Origin of the sequence: Pseudoalteromonas sp. MB47 (assembly GCF_011319765.1) — a bacterium.
In the GTDB taxonomy this organism is placed as follows: Bacteria; Pseudomonadota; Gammaproteobacteria; order Enterobacterales; family Alteromonadaceae; genus Pseudoalteromonas; species Pseudoalteromonas simplex.
Genome location: NZ_VFBD01000005.1, coordinates 1 through 14,464, shown reverse-complemented (window position 1 = coordinate 14,464; position 14,464 = coordinate 1). Strand labels below are relative to the sequence as shown.

The 14,464-nt window shown below is 39.9% G+C and carries 11 protein-coding genes, 3 tRNA genes and 1 pseudogene; 7 read left to right on the top strand and 8 right to left on the bottom strand.

Features of this window, described 5'->3' with window-relative positions:
• Positions 1–390 (top strand): annotated as a pseudogene (locus tag IMPJCBKJ_RS02675) (IS4 family transposase); the annotation flags it as partial.
• A 49-nt stretch (positions 391–439) separates the two neighbouring features.
• Here the strand turns inward: IMPJCBKJ_RS02675 and IMPJCBKJ_RS02670 are convergent.
• Together IMPJCBKJ_RS02670 and folE2 are read right to left on the bottom strand one after the other, a co-directional pair.
• A complete protein-coding gene (locus tag IMPJCBKJ_RS02670) occupies positions 440–1,033 on the bottom strand; it encodes a DUF2726 domain-containing protein (RefSeq protein ID WP_054551292.1) in 594 nt (197 codons plus the stop codon).
• A gap of 81 nt (positions 1,034–1,114) precedes the next feature.
• Positions 1,115–2,035 (bottom strand): GTP cyclohydrolase FolE2, encoded by a 921-nt coding sequence (gene folE2, locus IMPJCBKJ_RS02665; protein ID WP_166338691.1) that lies wholly within the window; start codon positions 2,033–2,035, stop codon positions 1,115–1,117.
• 174 nt (positions 2,036–2,209) lie between these two features.
• On the opposite strand from folE2, the gene arcB reads away from it, so the two are divergent.
• Positions 2,210–4,537 carry an aerobic respiration two-component sensor histidine kinase ArcB gene (arcB, locus tag IMPJCBKJ_RS02660; RefSeq protein ID WP_166338689.1) on the top strand — a complete coding sequence of 776 codons (2,328 nt, stop codon included), beginning with the start codon at positions 2,210–2,212 and terminating at the stop codon, positions 4,535–4,537.
• 6 nt (positions 4,538–4,543) lie between these two features.
• On the opposite strand, the gene arcA is transcribed toward arcB, so the two are convergent.
• The 5 genes from arcA to trmB all read right to left on the bottom strand — a co-directional run bounded on the left by arcA (position 4,544) and on the right by trmB (position 9,400).
• Positions 4,544–5,260: a two-component system response regulator ArcA gene (gene arcA / locus IMPJCBKJ_RS02655; protein ID WP_054551295.1), complete on the bottom strand. Its 717-nt coding sequence runs from the start codon at positions 5,258–5,260 to the stop codon at positions 4,544–4,546.
• Between the two features lie 105 nt (positions 5,261–5,365).
• Positions 5,366–5,890, bottom strand: coding sequence for a YfiR family protein (locus IMPJCBKJ_RS02650; RefSeq protein WP_240920985.1), 525 nt, complete (start codon positions 5,888–5,890; stop codon positions 5,366–5,368).
• Positions 5,887–7,509, bottom strand: a complete 1,623-nt coding sequence (locus tag IMPJCBKJ_RS02645; protein WP_054551297.1) for an ATP-binding protein — start codon at positions 7,507–7,509, stop codon at positions 5,887–5,889. The genes IMPJCBKJ_RS02650 and IMPJCBKJ_RS02645 overlap by 4 nt, the downstream gene beginning before the upstream one ends.
• 120 nt (positions 7,510–7,629) lie before the next feature.
• The gene (gene rsmC / locus IMPJCBKJ_RS02640) at positions 7,630–8,658 is read right to left on the bottom strand and encodes a 16S rRNA (guanine(1207)-N(2))-methyltransferase RsmC (RefSeq protein WP_166338687.1); all 1,029 of its coding nucleotides are present in this window, start codon (positions 8,656–8,658) and stop codon (positions 7,630–7,632) included.
• Positions 8,659–8,674: 16 nt separating this feature from the next.
• Entirely contained in the window at positions 8,675–9,400 is a 726-nt protein-coding gene (gene trmB, locus IMPJCBKJ_RS02635; protein ID WP_054551299.1) for a tRNA (guanosine(46)-N7)-methyltransferase TrmB, read from the bottom strand.
• A gap of 215 nt (positions 9,401–9,615) precedes the next feature.
• On the opposite strand from trmB, the gene mutY reads away from it, so the two are divergent.
• Entirely contained in the window at positions 9,616–10,695 is a 1,080-nt protein-coding gene (gene mutY / locus IMPJCBKJ_RS02630; protein WP_054551300.1) for an A/G-specific adenine glycosylase, read from the top strand.
• Between the two features lie 15 nt (positions 10,696–10,710).
• Positions 10,711–10,983 carry an oxidative damage protection protein gene (locus IMPJCBKJ_RS02625; protein ID WP_036970432.1) on the top strand — a complete coding sequence of 91 codons (273 nt, stop codon included), beginning with the start codon at positions 10,711–10,713 and terminating at the stop codon, positions 10,981–10,983.
• Between the two features lie 49 nt (positions 10,984–11,032).
• On the opposite strand, the gene IMPJCBKJ_RS02620 is transcribed toward IMPJCBKJ_RS02625, so the two are convergent.
• The gene (locus tag IMPJCBKJ_RS02620; protein ID WP_166338685.1) at positions 11,033–13,795 is read right to left on the bottom strand and encodes an ATP-binding protein; all 2,763 of its coding nucleotides are present in this window, start codon (positions 13,793–13,795) and stop codon (positions 11,033–11,035) included.
• 259 nt (positions 13,796–14,054) lie between these two features.
• Between IMPJCBKJ_RS02620 and IMPJCBKJ_RS02615 the strand changes: the two genes are divergently transcribed.
• From IMPJCBKJ_RS02615 to IMPJCBKJ_RS02605, 3 genes are all read left to right on the top strand, one after another.
• A tRNA-Phe gene (locus tag IMPJCBKJ_RS02615) sits at positions 14,055–14,130 on the top strand.
• 70 nt (positions 14,131–14,200) lie between these two features.
• A tRNA-Thr gene (locus IMPJCBKJ_RS02610) sits at positions 14,201–14,276 on the top strand.
• 105 nt (positions 14,277–14,381) lie between these two features.
• Positions 14,382–14,457, top strand: a tRNA-Phe gene (locus tag IMPJCBKJ_RS02605).
• Positions 14,458–14,464: the final 7 nt, after the last annotated feature.

The window sequence follows — 14,464 nt, the reverse complement described above, 5'->3', positions numbered from 1 at the left end:
CTTGGGTTCAGGGAAATGAAACAGTACTTGCTCAAAAATGAATTAACGTTACGTAGCAAAACCCCAGAGCTAGTAAAACAAGAGTTATGGGGCGTATTGCTCGCATACAATTTAGTACGATATATGATGACTAAGATGGCTTACAGCCTGAAAGGGATATGGCCTTATCAACTCAGTTACAGCAATGCTTCTGGCTATATCATCAAGGAGTTAATGATGTTGCCTCACACCTCAGCAGGAAAAGTACCGAGCGTAATAAATAAACTTATTGCAATGGCTGAAACCTTTGTGCTGCCAGAGCGAAGAGAAAGACATTATCCAAGATGTGTGAAAAAGAGACCCAGTCGGTACCCTGAACGAAAGCCCCAAAAAATGCCTGTCAGCTCTTAACTGACAGGCATTAGACCTTAAAGTCTGCTTTTGCCAATATTATGACGGACTATATTTCTGCAAGCGCCGTTGAGTGTGCTTTTGCTTGTGATGGTGATAGTACTGCTGGTTTAGTTACTCGATTGCGTGCAGGTCTTGCCGGTGCTGCTGCAGGTTTACCAAGTTTAAACATGATAGCGTCACGCACTTCTCTTGGTTGATAGCCTGATTTTACTTTCATACGAATATGCGGAATGCCTGCCGCTTCTAACGCGCCACTGACAAACCAGTCACGTTGGGCTTTGTGGCCGTCGCGGTTGGTGTTATTTACTAAATCAACAGCGGCAACAATGCTAAGTTTGTCCTTGTCGATAAGCACGTAATCTAACTGTTTGTTTTTGGCTTTAGCCATTGCAGCACGTTTAGCTTTGACAGATAAGCCTTGCTTACAGTCGATTAAATCAATCAGTTTAACACGGCTGACGATTTTGTACTGGTCACCTACAGCACGTTCTAGCAGGTGTAAAAAAGCACTCTCAACTTGCGTAAAAACAGTTTGCTTACGAGTGAAAGGGTAAGGGTTTCCGCCTTCATCGGTAAACTTTGACGCAACAACAGAGGCTACGACGACTAATACTAAAATTGATAATAAAGCGAATTCCATACGGTAACTCCACAACAACAAATTGACACTGAAAACTAATAGCAATTAGCGTGCCTAACTGTATGGAGCTACCCGAAATTTTTAAGCCGTGTATCCGCCAGCAACCCCTTTAACAGCGATTGCTACCGCGTCATGGGCATGAAGTGATTCGTAGTGGTTTATTTGTAGCCAGTAATCTGCGTAGTTATGCTGTTCAAGTAAGCCTTTAATTTTACGTGCAGCATCTTCGCAGAACATGAGGTTTTGACCATTTAAGCGGGCAAACTCTTGCTCATCTTCACGTTTAACCGCCGCTTGTACTGGCGTTTTTAGCTCAGCTTCTAAAGCATCAATTAAGCCAACCACATCAAAGCTGTCAATTTGGCTGTCGAGTTTTACTTTCACGTTGGCGATTGAACGCTGTGAGTGTGGTGTAGCTACAATCCCGTCAGTTGTGCCTAGCCATTCTAAAACAGTTTGCTTATCAACATTTTGCTCTGCAAACTTTTCGCTAAAAGCGTTTTGAATTAATTGACGAGCAAGAGCCGCTGAACATGGGCATGTTGACGAGTAAGTGACATCAACCATTAACTCAAAGCTTACAATGCCTTGGTTGATCTTAGCGATCAGATGAATCGGGTAGTTTTTCCAACCTACTTTGCCACTTAATAAAGATTTTCGGCGCAGTGGTAGCTCAAACTTAAATTCGATTTGTGCTTGGTCACTTAAATCATCATGGCTGCTAATAAAGGCATCAAGTGCTTGCTTGAGAGTTTGTGGATTAACTTGCTGCTCGGTTGATAAGGTATCAAGGGCTAAAAATAAACGCGACATATGAATGCCTTTGGCGTCTTCTTTATGCAAGTTTACAAAAGCGCGTGCCTTGGCAATTACGTTTACAGGGGCAATATTGCGAGTTTCAAAAATGAAAGGAAGTTCAATTTCGCCCATGCCAACCCAGTCTAATTTACCTGTTTTTAAGGCGGGAGCCGTATCAGCAATATCTGGCATTGTGGTTTGCATGGTAATACTCATTCTTTGCAATTATTAAAGCGCGGTATTTTACATGAAAAAATATAAAAAAGCGGCGTTGATGAAAAAATTCTATGTTTATCGCACAATATGAATATTTCTAAAGGAATAGTGATAAAATTAACTATGCTGTTTTTTTTCGATTATGTGCCTAAGCTTTAATATATGATTGATTCTTCTTTGAGTCCCTGGGCTCGCACACTCTCAAGCTTTATTTCTAAGTACGGTGAGTTTAAAACTGCCGCTGCCTGTTATGCCTTATTACTGGTCATGTCGCTGATTTTATCGTGCATGTTTTATTATGTAGCAGTCGGTACGGTAACTTTAGTTGATGTTTTAGCTGTGTTGTTTTTTACCGCAGTAGTATCGCCGATATTAATAACAGTGCTGCTCAATTCTATTCGCCAGTTAGAAGCATCTTATAGTTATCTAGATAGCGCAACCAAACAAGAAAAACTGCTCAATCAAACACTAAAAGACAATATCAGTCGCTTAAACGAAGAGATTGATGAACGTAAAATGGCGTTTCATGCTAAGCACAGAGCAATAGAAGAACTAAGACGCGAAATTGCTGAGCGTAAGAAAACTCAACAAGAACTAGCTCAACAAGGCATGTTATTACGCTCTATTGTCGACTCATCTCCCGATTTGTTTTATTACCGCGACAACAATGGTGTGTTTGCTGGCTGTAATAAAATGTTCGAACAAGTGATTGGTAAAAGCAGCGATGAGTTAATCGGCAAGAGTGTCGAAGAAATCTATCCAAGTGATTATTTACCAGAAGTACTTCGCACTGACAAAAAAGTATCTCAAACTCACCAGGCTCTTACACTTGACGTTGAATACCCTGTTAATGGTGAAAAGCGTTGGTTTGAGATGCGTAAGTTACCCTTTATTAATGAAAAAGGTGAGTACATTGGTTTACTTGCCTTTGGCCGTGATATCACCAGCCGTAAAGAGGCGGCTCAGGCCCTTGAAGCGGCTTACAAAGATAAAGGTAAATTCATTGCGACTCTAAGTCATGAACTAAGAACACCGCTTAACGGTATAGTGGGTTTAACCCGCATGTTGCTAGATACAGAACTTGATAAACAACAACGTAGTTGGTGTAACACGGTATTCTCAAGTGCCGAAACCCTTGGCAATATATTTAACGATATTATCGACTTGGATAAAATTGATCGTGAGCAGCTTGATATTGTTGCTGACTCAGTCAATGTGGCCGACTTTATAAATGATGTGGTGAACTTTGCAGGCTTAATTGCTGAGCAAAAGGGGCTTGAGTTCAATATTAAACGCAAAGGTACGTTAGACGTTTATGCGTCACTTGATCCGACTCGTTTACGTCAAGTTGTTTGGAATCTTATCAATAATGCGGTTAAGTTCACCCAACAGGGTCATGTTGAGCTTGAATGTCGCCGTGAGAATCGCGCTGATGGGCCTTGGTTAGTGATGCGTGTAAGCGACACCGGTCAAGGCATTCCTCAAGAGCAGCTGCACCGTATTTTTGACATGTACTATAAGGCACCAGATATCAAAGGCACCAATGCAATTGGTTCAGGGATTGGTCTTGCAGTAACTAAAGCACTTGTTACTGCGATGAAAGGTGAAATCAATGTCAGCAGTACTGAAGGTGAGGGCAGTGTTTTTGTTGTCGAAATTCCCCTTAAGCTTTGTATTGCGCCAGCTGAGCAAAGTTATGCGGTACGCAGCTTAAATATTCTTTTAGTTGAAGATGTGCCGCTAAATGCTGAGATTGCTACCAACTTACTTGAGCAGCGTGGCCACGAAGTTATTTGGGCTGAAACTGGTGAAGATGCGCTGTCGTTTGTCTACACAGAAGATGACTTAGACCTCGTTTTACTTGATATGCAATTACCAGACATCAATGGTGATGAAGTTGCTCGTCAAATTCGTGATGATGAGCACTTTGATAAGCTGCCAATCGTTGCCTTGACTGCCAACGTGCGTAGTGCCGAAGAAGAACTTGCGGGTATTAATATTCAAGGTGCACTCGCTAAGCCTATCAACACCACAAAACTCGATAAAATGCTCGGCGAGCTATTTGATATAAAGCAGCAACAAAATTGTCAGCCTGAGCCAATTAAAGCCGTGACGGAAAAAGACTTATCGGGTATACGTGTTGAGCTTCTCGATATGGAAACCATCGAAGACTTTGTAGGCTCAATGGGGCTGGTTATTTTTAATCGTAGCTGTGAGTTATTTAATAAGTTAAACCCTCAGTATCAAACTGAGCTAGCAGATGCGTTAGCTGAAGATGATAGAGAAGAATACAAATCGGTGGCGCATAAATTGAAAGGTGCAGCTGGCTCTGTAGGCTTAAACGATGTGCAGTTACATGCTAAGAAGATGGAACACGGCGCGCTTGAAGAAAGTAGTGAAGAGTTACAACAGTGGCTTGATGAACTTGCAGTTAAAATAAATGAAGGGCGTGACGCCCTCCAATTATTCTTACAGCAGTTAGAAGATTAATTCTAATTAGCTGTCGATTTTACCAATGAAACGATAGCCTTCACCATGGATGGTGCTGATCAGCTCAGAGGTGCTGTTATCGCTTTCAAAGTGTTTTCTGATACGACGAATGGTTACGTCTACAGTGCGGTCATTTGCGCGAAGCTCACGGCCAGTCATGTGCTTAATTAATTGCTCACGGCTGAAAATACGGCCCGGTGAATCGAGCATTAAACGAAGTGCGCGGTATTCACCTTTAGGTAAACGCTTAGCGTCGCCACTTGGAGATGTTAAGCAACGGCTGTTTTCGTCAAGTTCCCAACCGTTAAATGTAATAACACCATTTGTTTCGATATTCGCTTCTTCGCCACCTAATGCTGTGCGCGAAATAAGGTTACGAGCACGAATAGTTAATTCGCGAGGGTTGAATGGTTTTGTGATGTAATCATCAGCACCAATTTCAAGACCTAAAATGCGATCAACGTCGTTGTCACGACCTGTTAAGAAAATTAAACCAACATTACGTTTTTGACGTAATTCACGCGCTAAAATAAGCCCGTTTTTACCTGGTAGGTTGATATCCATAACTACAAGGTTCACATCATCATTATTTGTAAGCTTGTCATGCATATCATCGCCATCAATGGCTTCAATAACTTTGTAACCTTCGGCTTCAAATAAACTAACGAGGTTTAGTCGAGTTACGTCTTCATCCTCTACGATCAGAATGACTGGCGTTTGCATTGTATATTAACCTTTTCGGAAATTTTATTTACAAAAATTCGGTATTATCAAGCAAAACCGAATACTAGAGATTATAGGATTAGATCCAATTGTTAACAAGTAAAATCAATTTGGATAAAACTTAGCCATAGCTAACAATCGAGATTGCACTTTAAAGTTATGCTGCAATACGTGCTGCTTATTGATATACAGTCGGATTTTATTTCCTTCTTGAACCAGAGAGGCTATTCCGCCTTTCTCTAAAAAGCGAATACTTTCACCTATCGTTAAAGTATTTAATGAAATTGTATCGGTCCAAAGTGGAAGTATATCATTTTCTAATGTTTCATCAATGTATGTGATATCACAAATCTGAGAAAGTTCAGAAATTTGCTGAGTTTTTTTCACTAAAATAACGTTGATAGGTTTTTTGTTAATTTGCAGTTCACTTTTGTCCTTTAGGAACGACCCAGGCCCTGTTTCTACATTATAAAAACAGAAAGAAATAGGTGGAGGATCCATGCTTTCATTAAACTTAGTGAACTTAGCAATTTGATATAAAAACGCCGATTTTACTTGTTCTGGTGATTTTGCAAAACTCGGGGTGGCGTAAATAACAAAAGCAAAAAGGCAACATATGATTTTCATCATGCATTACCTTCAGATAAGGGGAGAGTAATAATAAAATGAGCACCCTCGGTATTTAACTCATCGTGAATTATTGTACCGCCTAAGGCTTGGGTTACCAGGTTATAAACTAAATGCATACCTAGTCCACTTCCACCTTCGCCTCGTTTGGTTGTCACAAATGGGTCGAAAATACGTTTTCGAATCGTCTTTTCAACACCAACGCCATTATCGAAATAGTGAATAATAAAGCTGCTTTCATTGCGCTCAACGTTAAAGGTGATCTCGTTATCAAGCTCGTCGCTAAAACCATGGATCACAGAGTTACTCAATAACTGCTGTAAAACCTGCTGTAATGGTCCCGATTTAGTCTCAATACTAAAGTCATTATTGCAGTTAATCGTGATTTTAGGGTTGCGATATTGTATTTCTGAGCGCATCGACATAATCACATCATTTAATAAATTATATAAGTTTACGTTAGTGGTTATTTCGACATCTTGATTAACTGCCACTTTCTTAAAGCTTGAGACTAGCTCTGCGGCTCGGTTTAAGTTGCGATAGATAAGATCTAGATTTTCAATGCCATCAGTTATAAAGCGTTTTAAATGTGCTGAGGTGAGTGTTTTTTGCTCAAACTGCGCGTTGATTTCTGCCAGCTTGTCACGCAGCAAAGTTGAACCCGTAATACCTAAGCCGATAGGTGTATTTACCTCATGGGCTACACCTGCAACCATTTGCCCTAAAGAGGCCATTTTTTCATTTTCTACTATTTGATTTTGGTATTGATGCATACGCTCAAGTGTATTTAGTAGTTCTTGGTTAGCCTCACGCAAGGCAATAGTACGTTGATTTACTTTCTCTTCAAGGCTTTGGTTAAGCTGTTTTATTTCTTGTTTGTCTTTTTCGTGGCGCTCGATTTGCTTTTGGGTTCGGGCAAGCATGATATTTAAGCTGCTAGAAAGCTGATTAATTTCATCGACATTAGTTTTTTGTGCGCGAGTGTCATAGTTATGGTTTTTTGACACATCTTGAAGCAAGTTACTCAGTTCATCAATTGGGTTCGCAATACGTTTTTGAATACGCAGAGCAACAAAATACACCAACACTAAAACAAATAGGGTTAGTAAAATATCAATAAAGATTTTACGGTTAATATACTGATTGAGCCTATCTAAGCCACCACGAACATAGGCATAGCCAATCACTTCTCCTTCATATTTGATTGGTTTTATTAATTCTATTACATCATCTTTAAACTTTGGCTCAGACAGCTCGCTGATACTGTTTACTTTGATAGGAACTGGCGGAGTTCTATTGGCGTTAAAGCTGCTGAAAAAAACAGGCTCATTCGATAATTCGTCAATTGCGTATATGTGAATGTTTTTAATGAGCGGCACTGTCTCGAAAGATTTTAGGCGCTCTGTTTCAGTTTCGTTATCATCAAATAACACTGTGACCTGGGCGTTATATGCAATAATTTCAGATAGAATAGTTATTTTATCGACAATTAAGGCTTTTTGTTCTTTTACATCTAGGTAGGTCGAAATAGAGATAGACAAAGACAAGCACAACGCAGTAACAAGCATAACCGCATTAGTTAATGCCTTACGAATACTCGTTTGTGCCGATAAAATTGACATGCGCTATAGAAAGCCTAAATTTTTATTTTATTAGTAAGAGTTTAGTCTAGCAAAGACATTTAAAAGTAACTAAATATTTTAAAAAATATTTTTGCTACGAATAAGCTATTTACTCAACTTTTATTTAGCTGAGTAAACTGCAAATTTTGTATTTTTGAAATCGGTACTGTATTGGCCAAATTGCGCTTCTAAAATAGGTGGGTATTTTAAGAAGCTGTTTGCAACTATGGTCAGTTTACCTTGCTTACTCAAGTGTTGCTTTGCAGAGCTAAGAAATGCCTCGGCAATGGTGTAATCAGTGGCAATACCGGTGTGGAAAGGAGGGTTACTGATGATTAAGTCGAATTTACCATTAATATCAGATAAGCCATCACTTAATACCGCTTGGCCTTTAAGGTTATTTAATGCAAGTGTTTGCTCTGTGGCGTAAGTAGCAAGAGCACTTACATCGCTACATACAAACTCAAGCTCAGGCTGCTTTTTTCCTAAATAAGTAGCAATAATGCCTGCGCCACATGCAAAGTCGAGCACTTTACCCTTGCTAATACTTGGCGCATTATTTAGAAGTACCGCGGTACCTACATCAAGCGCACCGTGGTTAAATACGCCCGGCACACTAATCGCCGTAAATTCAATATCGCCGGCTTTCACTTGAAATTGCTTATGATAACGACCGATAGCAAAGTTATCGTTTAGCGTAAGCTCAGAGAATAAATACAAAATACAGTGCTTGGCACTATCGATTTTGTTACTAAAACCACAGTGATCTTTTAGTTGTTTCTCTGCTGATTTAACACCGCTTTTATTTTCACCTACCACAAATAGTTGCGCGTCTTGATGACAAACAGCACGAATGTTATCGAGGCACATTTGTGCTTCGGGCTTAGCTTTTGGGTAATAATAGATAACTAAATCGTAGTTATTATCTGGAATAGTGTGGCTAACCACAGCATGTACACCGGCAATTTTGCTAGCATACATGGCATTTGCGTGGTTATAACTGAACGCAGTAATTTTTGCTTCAGGGTTTAGCGTTTTAAGTTCGCGTAAGAAGCCATCTTGCTCAAAGTTAACCACTAAAATCGATTGTCCAACAAGTTCGTCTTCATTTCGAAGCAATAATAAACTTGGGTTGGTTAACTTACTCATGCTGCTTTACCTTTTGTTACTTAGTACGCTCAAACATTAGATCCCATACGCCGTGACCTAAACGGTGACCGCGCTGCTCAAATTTTGTCAGTGGACGTGAATCTGGGCGAGGAACGTAATCGTTAGTTTCTGATTGGTTTTTGTAACCTTCAGCAACTTGCATTACTTCAAGCATATGCTCAGCATAATTTTCCCAGTCAGTCGCCATATGGAAAACACCGCCAATTTTTAATTTGCTACGTAACTTTTGTGCAAACTCTGGTTGTACGATACGACGCTTATGGTGACGTTTTTTATGCCATGGATCAGGGAAGAATAATTGCAGCTTAGATAAGCTTTCATCGGCAATACAATCAGCTAGAACTTCAACTGCATCGTGTTCGAATACGCGTAAGTTTGTTACACCTGCTTCGTCGGCATCCATTAAACAGGCACCTACACCTGGGCGGTGAACTTCAATACCGATGAAGTTAAGCTCTGGTGCGTTTTTAGCCATTTCGACTAGCGATTTACCCATACCAAAACCGATTTCTAGTACCACATCGTTATCGTTACCAAACACTTCTTTTAGGTTTAGCATGCCATTTTTATGCTCAAGGCCCATCGTTGGCCAACACTTCTCGATGGCTGCCGCTTGGCCTTTTGTGAGGCGACCTTCGCGCTTTACGAAACTACGAATCGTGCGGATGTATTTACCCTCTTGCTTTGCTTGCTCGAGGTTTGGGTTACTTGAGTCACTCATATATTTTGGCCTGATAAAAATACTGACGATAGAAAAAGGGTGCGTATTATCCCTGACCTGCGCCTTGAGTACAATAGTCTGGGCTTGTTTATCTTATGAGATTAATATTGCAGCCATATGCTAGCTATTTAGGCAAAGTAGGGGCTGTTCGACTTGCTTGGCCTAACCAACTGCAATAGACTTGGCCGCAATGAGCTTCAGCAAGTAAAGATGTTATTTTGAATTTAAGCAATAAGGAGTCAACTTGGTTTGCAAACCAAGTGGTTGACTGGTACCACCTTCACGGCCGTAAAACTCTCCCTTGGCAGTTAAATAAAACCCCTTATAAGGTATGGATCTCTGAGGTCATGCTACAGCAGACTCAAGTGGTGACTGTTATTCCATACTTTGAAAAGTTTATGCAAAGCTTTCCTGACATTATTGCGCTTGCTAATGCCGATGAAGATCAGGTGTTACACCATTGGACTGGCCTTGGCTACTACGCCCGAGCGCGTAACTTACATAAAACTGCAAAAATAGTCCGTGATAACTACCAAGGTGAGTTTCCAACTACGCTTGAAGAAGTTATGGACTTGCCGGGTATTGGTCGTTCAACGGCAGGGGCTATCTTGTCTTTATCGCTTGGTCAACATCATCCAATTTTAGATGGCAATGTTAAACGAGTGCTAGCACGCTTTTTTATGGTTGAAGGCTGGTACGGAGTGAAAAAGGTCGAAAATCAACTTTGGTCATTATCATCGCAATTAACGCCTAAAGAGTCGGTTACTGAGTTTAATCAGGCAATGATGGATTTAGGTGCAAGCCTTTGTTCACGTAGTAAGTTTGACTGTGAGCCTTGTCCTTTGAATAGTAAATGCCTTGCTTTTAAAGAAGGTAAAGTAAAAGAGTTCCCGCATTCAAAGCCTAAAAAAGCTGTACCGAAAAAGTCATGCCATCAGCTCATTCTAGCCTGCGACAATAAAGTGCTTATGGAAAAGCGCCCAAGCTCAGGGATATGGGGTGGATTGTTTGGCTTTTTTGAGTTTAGCGAATTAACTGAGTTAGAAACATTTTTAGCCCAGCATGGTTTATCAAACAATACGCAAGCACTTGAAGCCTTTACCCATGTATTTTCGCATTTTGAGCTAACCATCAATCCACATGTTTTAACCTTGCCGAGCATTCCAGATCTCATTAATGAACGACAACTGGTTTGGTATCCGCTTGATGAGTCTGTTGAGGTTGGTCTTGCTGCACCAACGAAAAAGCTGGTTAAACAATTAAGCGCAATAGATTACAATAGCATCACGCAATAAGAGTAGAGAGCAATTATGGCACGTACAGTATTTTGTCAAAAGTTACAAAAAGAAGCTGAAGGCTTAGGCTTCCAACTATACCCAGGTGAGCTTGGTGAAAAGATTTTCAACAACATCAGTAAAGAAGCGTGGGGCCAATGGCAACACAAGCAAACAATGCTGATCAACGAAAAACACCTGAACATGATGGACCCAGAGCACCGTGCTTTTTTAGAAGAGCAAATGGTGGGTTTCTTATTTGAAGGTAAAGACGTAGAAATAGAAGGCTACCGTCCACCAGAAAAATAAGCGCATAATCAAAAGTAAAAAGGGCCGTAATGGCCCTTTTTGATTTGTATTATTCAGCTTCTTGTTCGGCTTTGTTAATTTGTTCTTTTAAGAACTGAGCCACCTTAGAGTATTCAATTTCGAAACTATCTCTAAGTGCAATTAATTCGTCGCTTGTAGGCTCGCCTTCTTTGCAGGTTTGTTCAAATCCAGCGGCAAGCTCAGCAACCTTCATTGCTCCTATGGTTTTCGAAATTGACTTTAGCTGATGGCAAGAAGTGATAATTTTATCTAAATCATATTCTATAACCCCAGCGTTTACCTCTTTACTGAGTTGATTACTCTGTTCTAAATACATCTTAAAGAAACGTAGCTTCTTCGCTTCATCATTGACATATTTACCTAGCACATCCATATCAATTGGTGTTGTAAGTTTTTTACTTTCCAATTTTGCAGCTTCTGGGTTTGCTTTATAAGCACATTTATGAAGTGTTCCTTCAAGCACATTTAGCTCAACAGGTTTTGTAATGTAATCGTTCATGCCTATGCTTAAACAACGCTCTTTTTCACCTTTAAGCGCATTAGCTGTTATAGCAATTACATAAGGCTGGGCGTTGATATCTTCAAGTTGCGATGCTTCATGGCGTATTTTTTCTACCATATCGTAACCAGACATTTTTGGCATGTGTAAATCAGTTAAAATAATAGAGTGCTTACCTTCACGCCATGCTTCTAAACCTTTCTCACCATTTTCAGCCATTTCAACACCATAGCCTAGTAGATGTAGCTGATCGGTCAGCACTTGCTGATTTAGCACGTTATCTTCAACAAGAAGTACTAACTTGTTTTCTTCACGAGCCTTATCAACACTTAGGTAGTCGTTAAATGATTTGGTAGAAGAAATTTGTTTAGGCTTATGTAATCCAGCTGCCACGAGAAGTGACATCATAAAGTTTGACTTACATAATGGTACTGCATTTAGATAAAAAATATTCTTATGATTTACGGCAGCTTCATCTAATCTACTTAAGACGATAACTTGCTGATTATTATCTTCTAAAGTGTAAAGTAAGCGACGTAAGATATAGTTAATATCTTCCATGGTTTCGATCCCATCAAGGATCCAAATCAGCTCTTTTCGGTCCTGCTCAACTTCAATTTGCTCATTGTTTTGGGCGATAACTGGTGTTGCCCCCATAAATGATAAATAACGTGTCAGTAATTTTTTTCGACCGTCATGATTAGAGACCACAACAACTCTTTGATCTTTCATGACTTGTTTGTGAGCATAATCAACTTTACCTTGCGTACTAAAAGGTAATTCAACGACAAACTCACTGCCAATACCTAAGTCACTGGTTACAGAAATTGTACCCAACATTAGTTCGGTTAAGCTTTTACAAATCGATAAACCTAACCCTGTGCCACCGTATTCGCGGGTTATTGACCCTTCAGCTTGAATAAATGGATTAAATATTTCGCGAAGCTGCGCTTGCGTCATCCCTTTACCGTTATCTAATACACTAAAGCGTAATGTGTAGTGATCAGTGGTGTTTTGTGCAACCTCCACCGAAATTTTTACATGACCTTTTTGCTTGTCGTCTGTGCTAGTGAACTTAATTGCATTACTACATAGATTGTAAAGTACTTGGCGAACTCGTACCGTGTCGCCAATTAGGTTTGTTGGGATATCGGGCGCAATAGCGAGCTCTAGTTCAAGGTCACGCTTTTTGGCAACCGATGATAAAACACGGGCAACTTCTTCAATCGTGTCAGATACTGAAAAAGGAATGTTATCGATATTTAATTTACCCGCTTCGATTTTCGAGAAATCGAGAATGTCATCTAATATCCCTAATAACGAAAATGCAGAATCACGAATAATTGTACTTAGTCTATGTTGCGCCCCATCAAGCTCTGTTTGGCGAAGTAAATCAATTGTGCCAATAACACCGTTCATTGGGGTGCGAATCTCATGGCTCATGGTAGCCAAGAAAGTGGTTTTAGTTTCGTTTGCTTGTTCAGCTTTTAGAGTTGCTTGCTCAAGAGCGAGAGTACGATTTTGTACCTCTGTCTCTAGGCTGTTTTGTAATTTTTGCAAATCAGCTTGTGCTGCTTTGTTCTCGGTAATTGCTGATTCAACTTTTTTAAGTAATTGATTTACATGCTTTGCGACAGAGTCTAGGCCAAAGTCAAGGGTTTCAGTTACTTGCCCTTGGTAGTCCGCATTGTCAGTAATAGCTTTTAGCTCTTTATTTAACGATGAACTACTTTTACTAAAACGCTTATTGATAAAAATACTCAGCGCAAAAGATAATATAATTAAAGCTAGAAGCGTTAAGCCAGCAAGACCGATTGAAAGCACAGAAGATTGTGTAATAGGCTGCTCAATAGGGTGTTGTTTCACAATTAACTCGCCAACAGGCTGGTCATTAAATTCAAGAACAGTATGTATTAGTGTTTTTTCAGCTAGTTGTTGATTGACTTTAGTGGGTTGAATAAGCTCTTTGTTGTTTGCATAAACTAAAGAAACATCACCGTTAAACTCGTATCTATATAAATAGTAATCAAAGCCAGTATTAAGAAGTAAGCTTAAATCCAGTACTTCTTTTACTTTATCTTGCCCTGGCATTGTTAAAGCACTAACAAGGGGGGCACGCAATTGATTTGAAACTTGAATGGCCGTTAAATTTGGCTGCAACTTTTTTACTGGTGCTTCATCATTAGTTGGATAAAACGAAAAAGCAACGACCGCTAACAGGGTGATGACGAGATTCGTAATTATAAAAAGCGGTAGTAAGCCTTTTACAGGTGAATTCGATTTACTTGGCATGGTTCTTATCCAACAATTTTACAGCTAGGTACATTTCCTTGATATTTAGACAATCCTACCATCTGTGAAGAAAAATTCATCACGTTTTTAACAGAGGTAACTCTTTTATGATGAGAGTCAATTTAAAAGCATAAAAGTTGTTGGTTAAATAAGCTAAAAACTATTGAAATCAGCAATCTTGATTGAAAACTGTGCAAACAGTTAGAATCCTCAAAAAAAAGTTGACTTGAGAAGGCAAAACCCGTTTAATACGCCGCACGCCCAGATAGCTCAGTCGGTAGAGCAGAGGATTGAAAATCCTCGTGTCGGTGGTTCGATTCCGCCTCTGGGCACCATTATTTAGTATATTGGTGTTTAACTTATGATTTAAACATCAATATCGTGCCAAGCACACAGATTTAGTGTGCCGACTTAGCTCAGTTGGTAGAGCAACTGACTTGTAATCAGTAGGTCATCCGTTCAACTCGGATAGTCGGCACCATTTATTTTTAAACGAAAGTTTAAAATGCCCAGATAGCTCAGTCGGTAGAGCCATCGGGAATTGCATTGAAAATCCTTGTTGATTTTCTGCATAAAACTAAATTTTGCCCAGATAGCTCAGTCGGTAGAGCAGAGGATTGAAAATCCTCGTGTCGGTGGTTCGATTCCGCCTCTGGGCACCATTATTTA

Excerpts from the sequence above, each read along its gene's own strand:
- IMPJCBKJ_RS02670 (WP_054551292.1), bottom strand. The coding sequence starts at position 1,033 with ATGGAATTCGCTTTATTATCAATTTTAGTATTAGTCGTCGTAGCCTCT.
- folE2 (WP_166338691.1), bottom strand. The coding sequence starts at position 2,035 with ATGCAAACCACAATGCCAGATATTGCTGATACGGCTCCCGCCTTAAAA.
- arcB (WP_166338689.1), top strand. The coding sequence starts at position 2,210 with ATGATTGATTCTTCTTTGAGTCCCTGGGCTCGCACACTCTCAAGCTTT.
- arcA (WP_054551295.1), bottom strand. The coding sequence starts at position 5,260 with ATGCAAACGCCAGTCATTCTGATCGTAGAGGATGAAGACGTAACTCGA.
- IMPJCBKJ_RS02650 (WP_240920985.1), bottom strand. The coding sequence starts at position 5,890 with ATGATGAAAATCATATGTTGCCTTTTTGCTTTTGTTATTTACGCCACC.
- IMPJCBKJ_RS02645 (WP_054551297.1), bottom strand. The coding sequence starts at position 7,509 with ATGTCAATTTTATCGGCACAAACGAGTATTCGTAAGGCATTAACTAAT.
- rsmC (WP_166338687.1), bottom strand. The coding sequence starts at position 8,658 with ATGAGTAAGTTAACCAACCCAAGTTTATTATTGCTTCGAAATGAAGAC.
- trmB (WP_054551299.1), bottom strand. The coding sequence starts at position 9,400 with ATGAGTGACTCAAGTAACCCAAACCTCGAGCAAGCAAAGCAAGAGGGT.
- IMPJCBKJ_RS02625 (WP_036970432.1), top strand. The coding sequence starts at position 10,711 with ATGGCACGTACAGTATTTTGTCAAAAGTTACAAAAAGAAGCTGAAGGC.
- IMPJCBKJ_RS02620 (WP_166338685.1), bottom strand. The coding sequence starts at position 13,795 with ATGCCAAGTAAATCGAATTCACCTGTAAAAGGCTTACTACCGCTTTTT.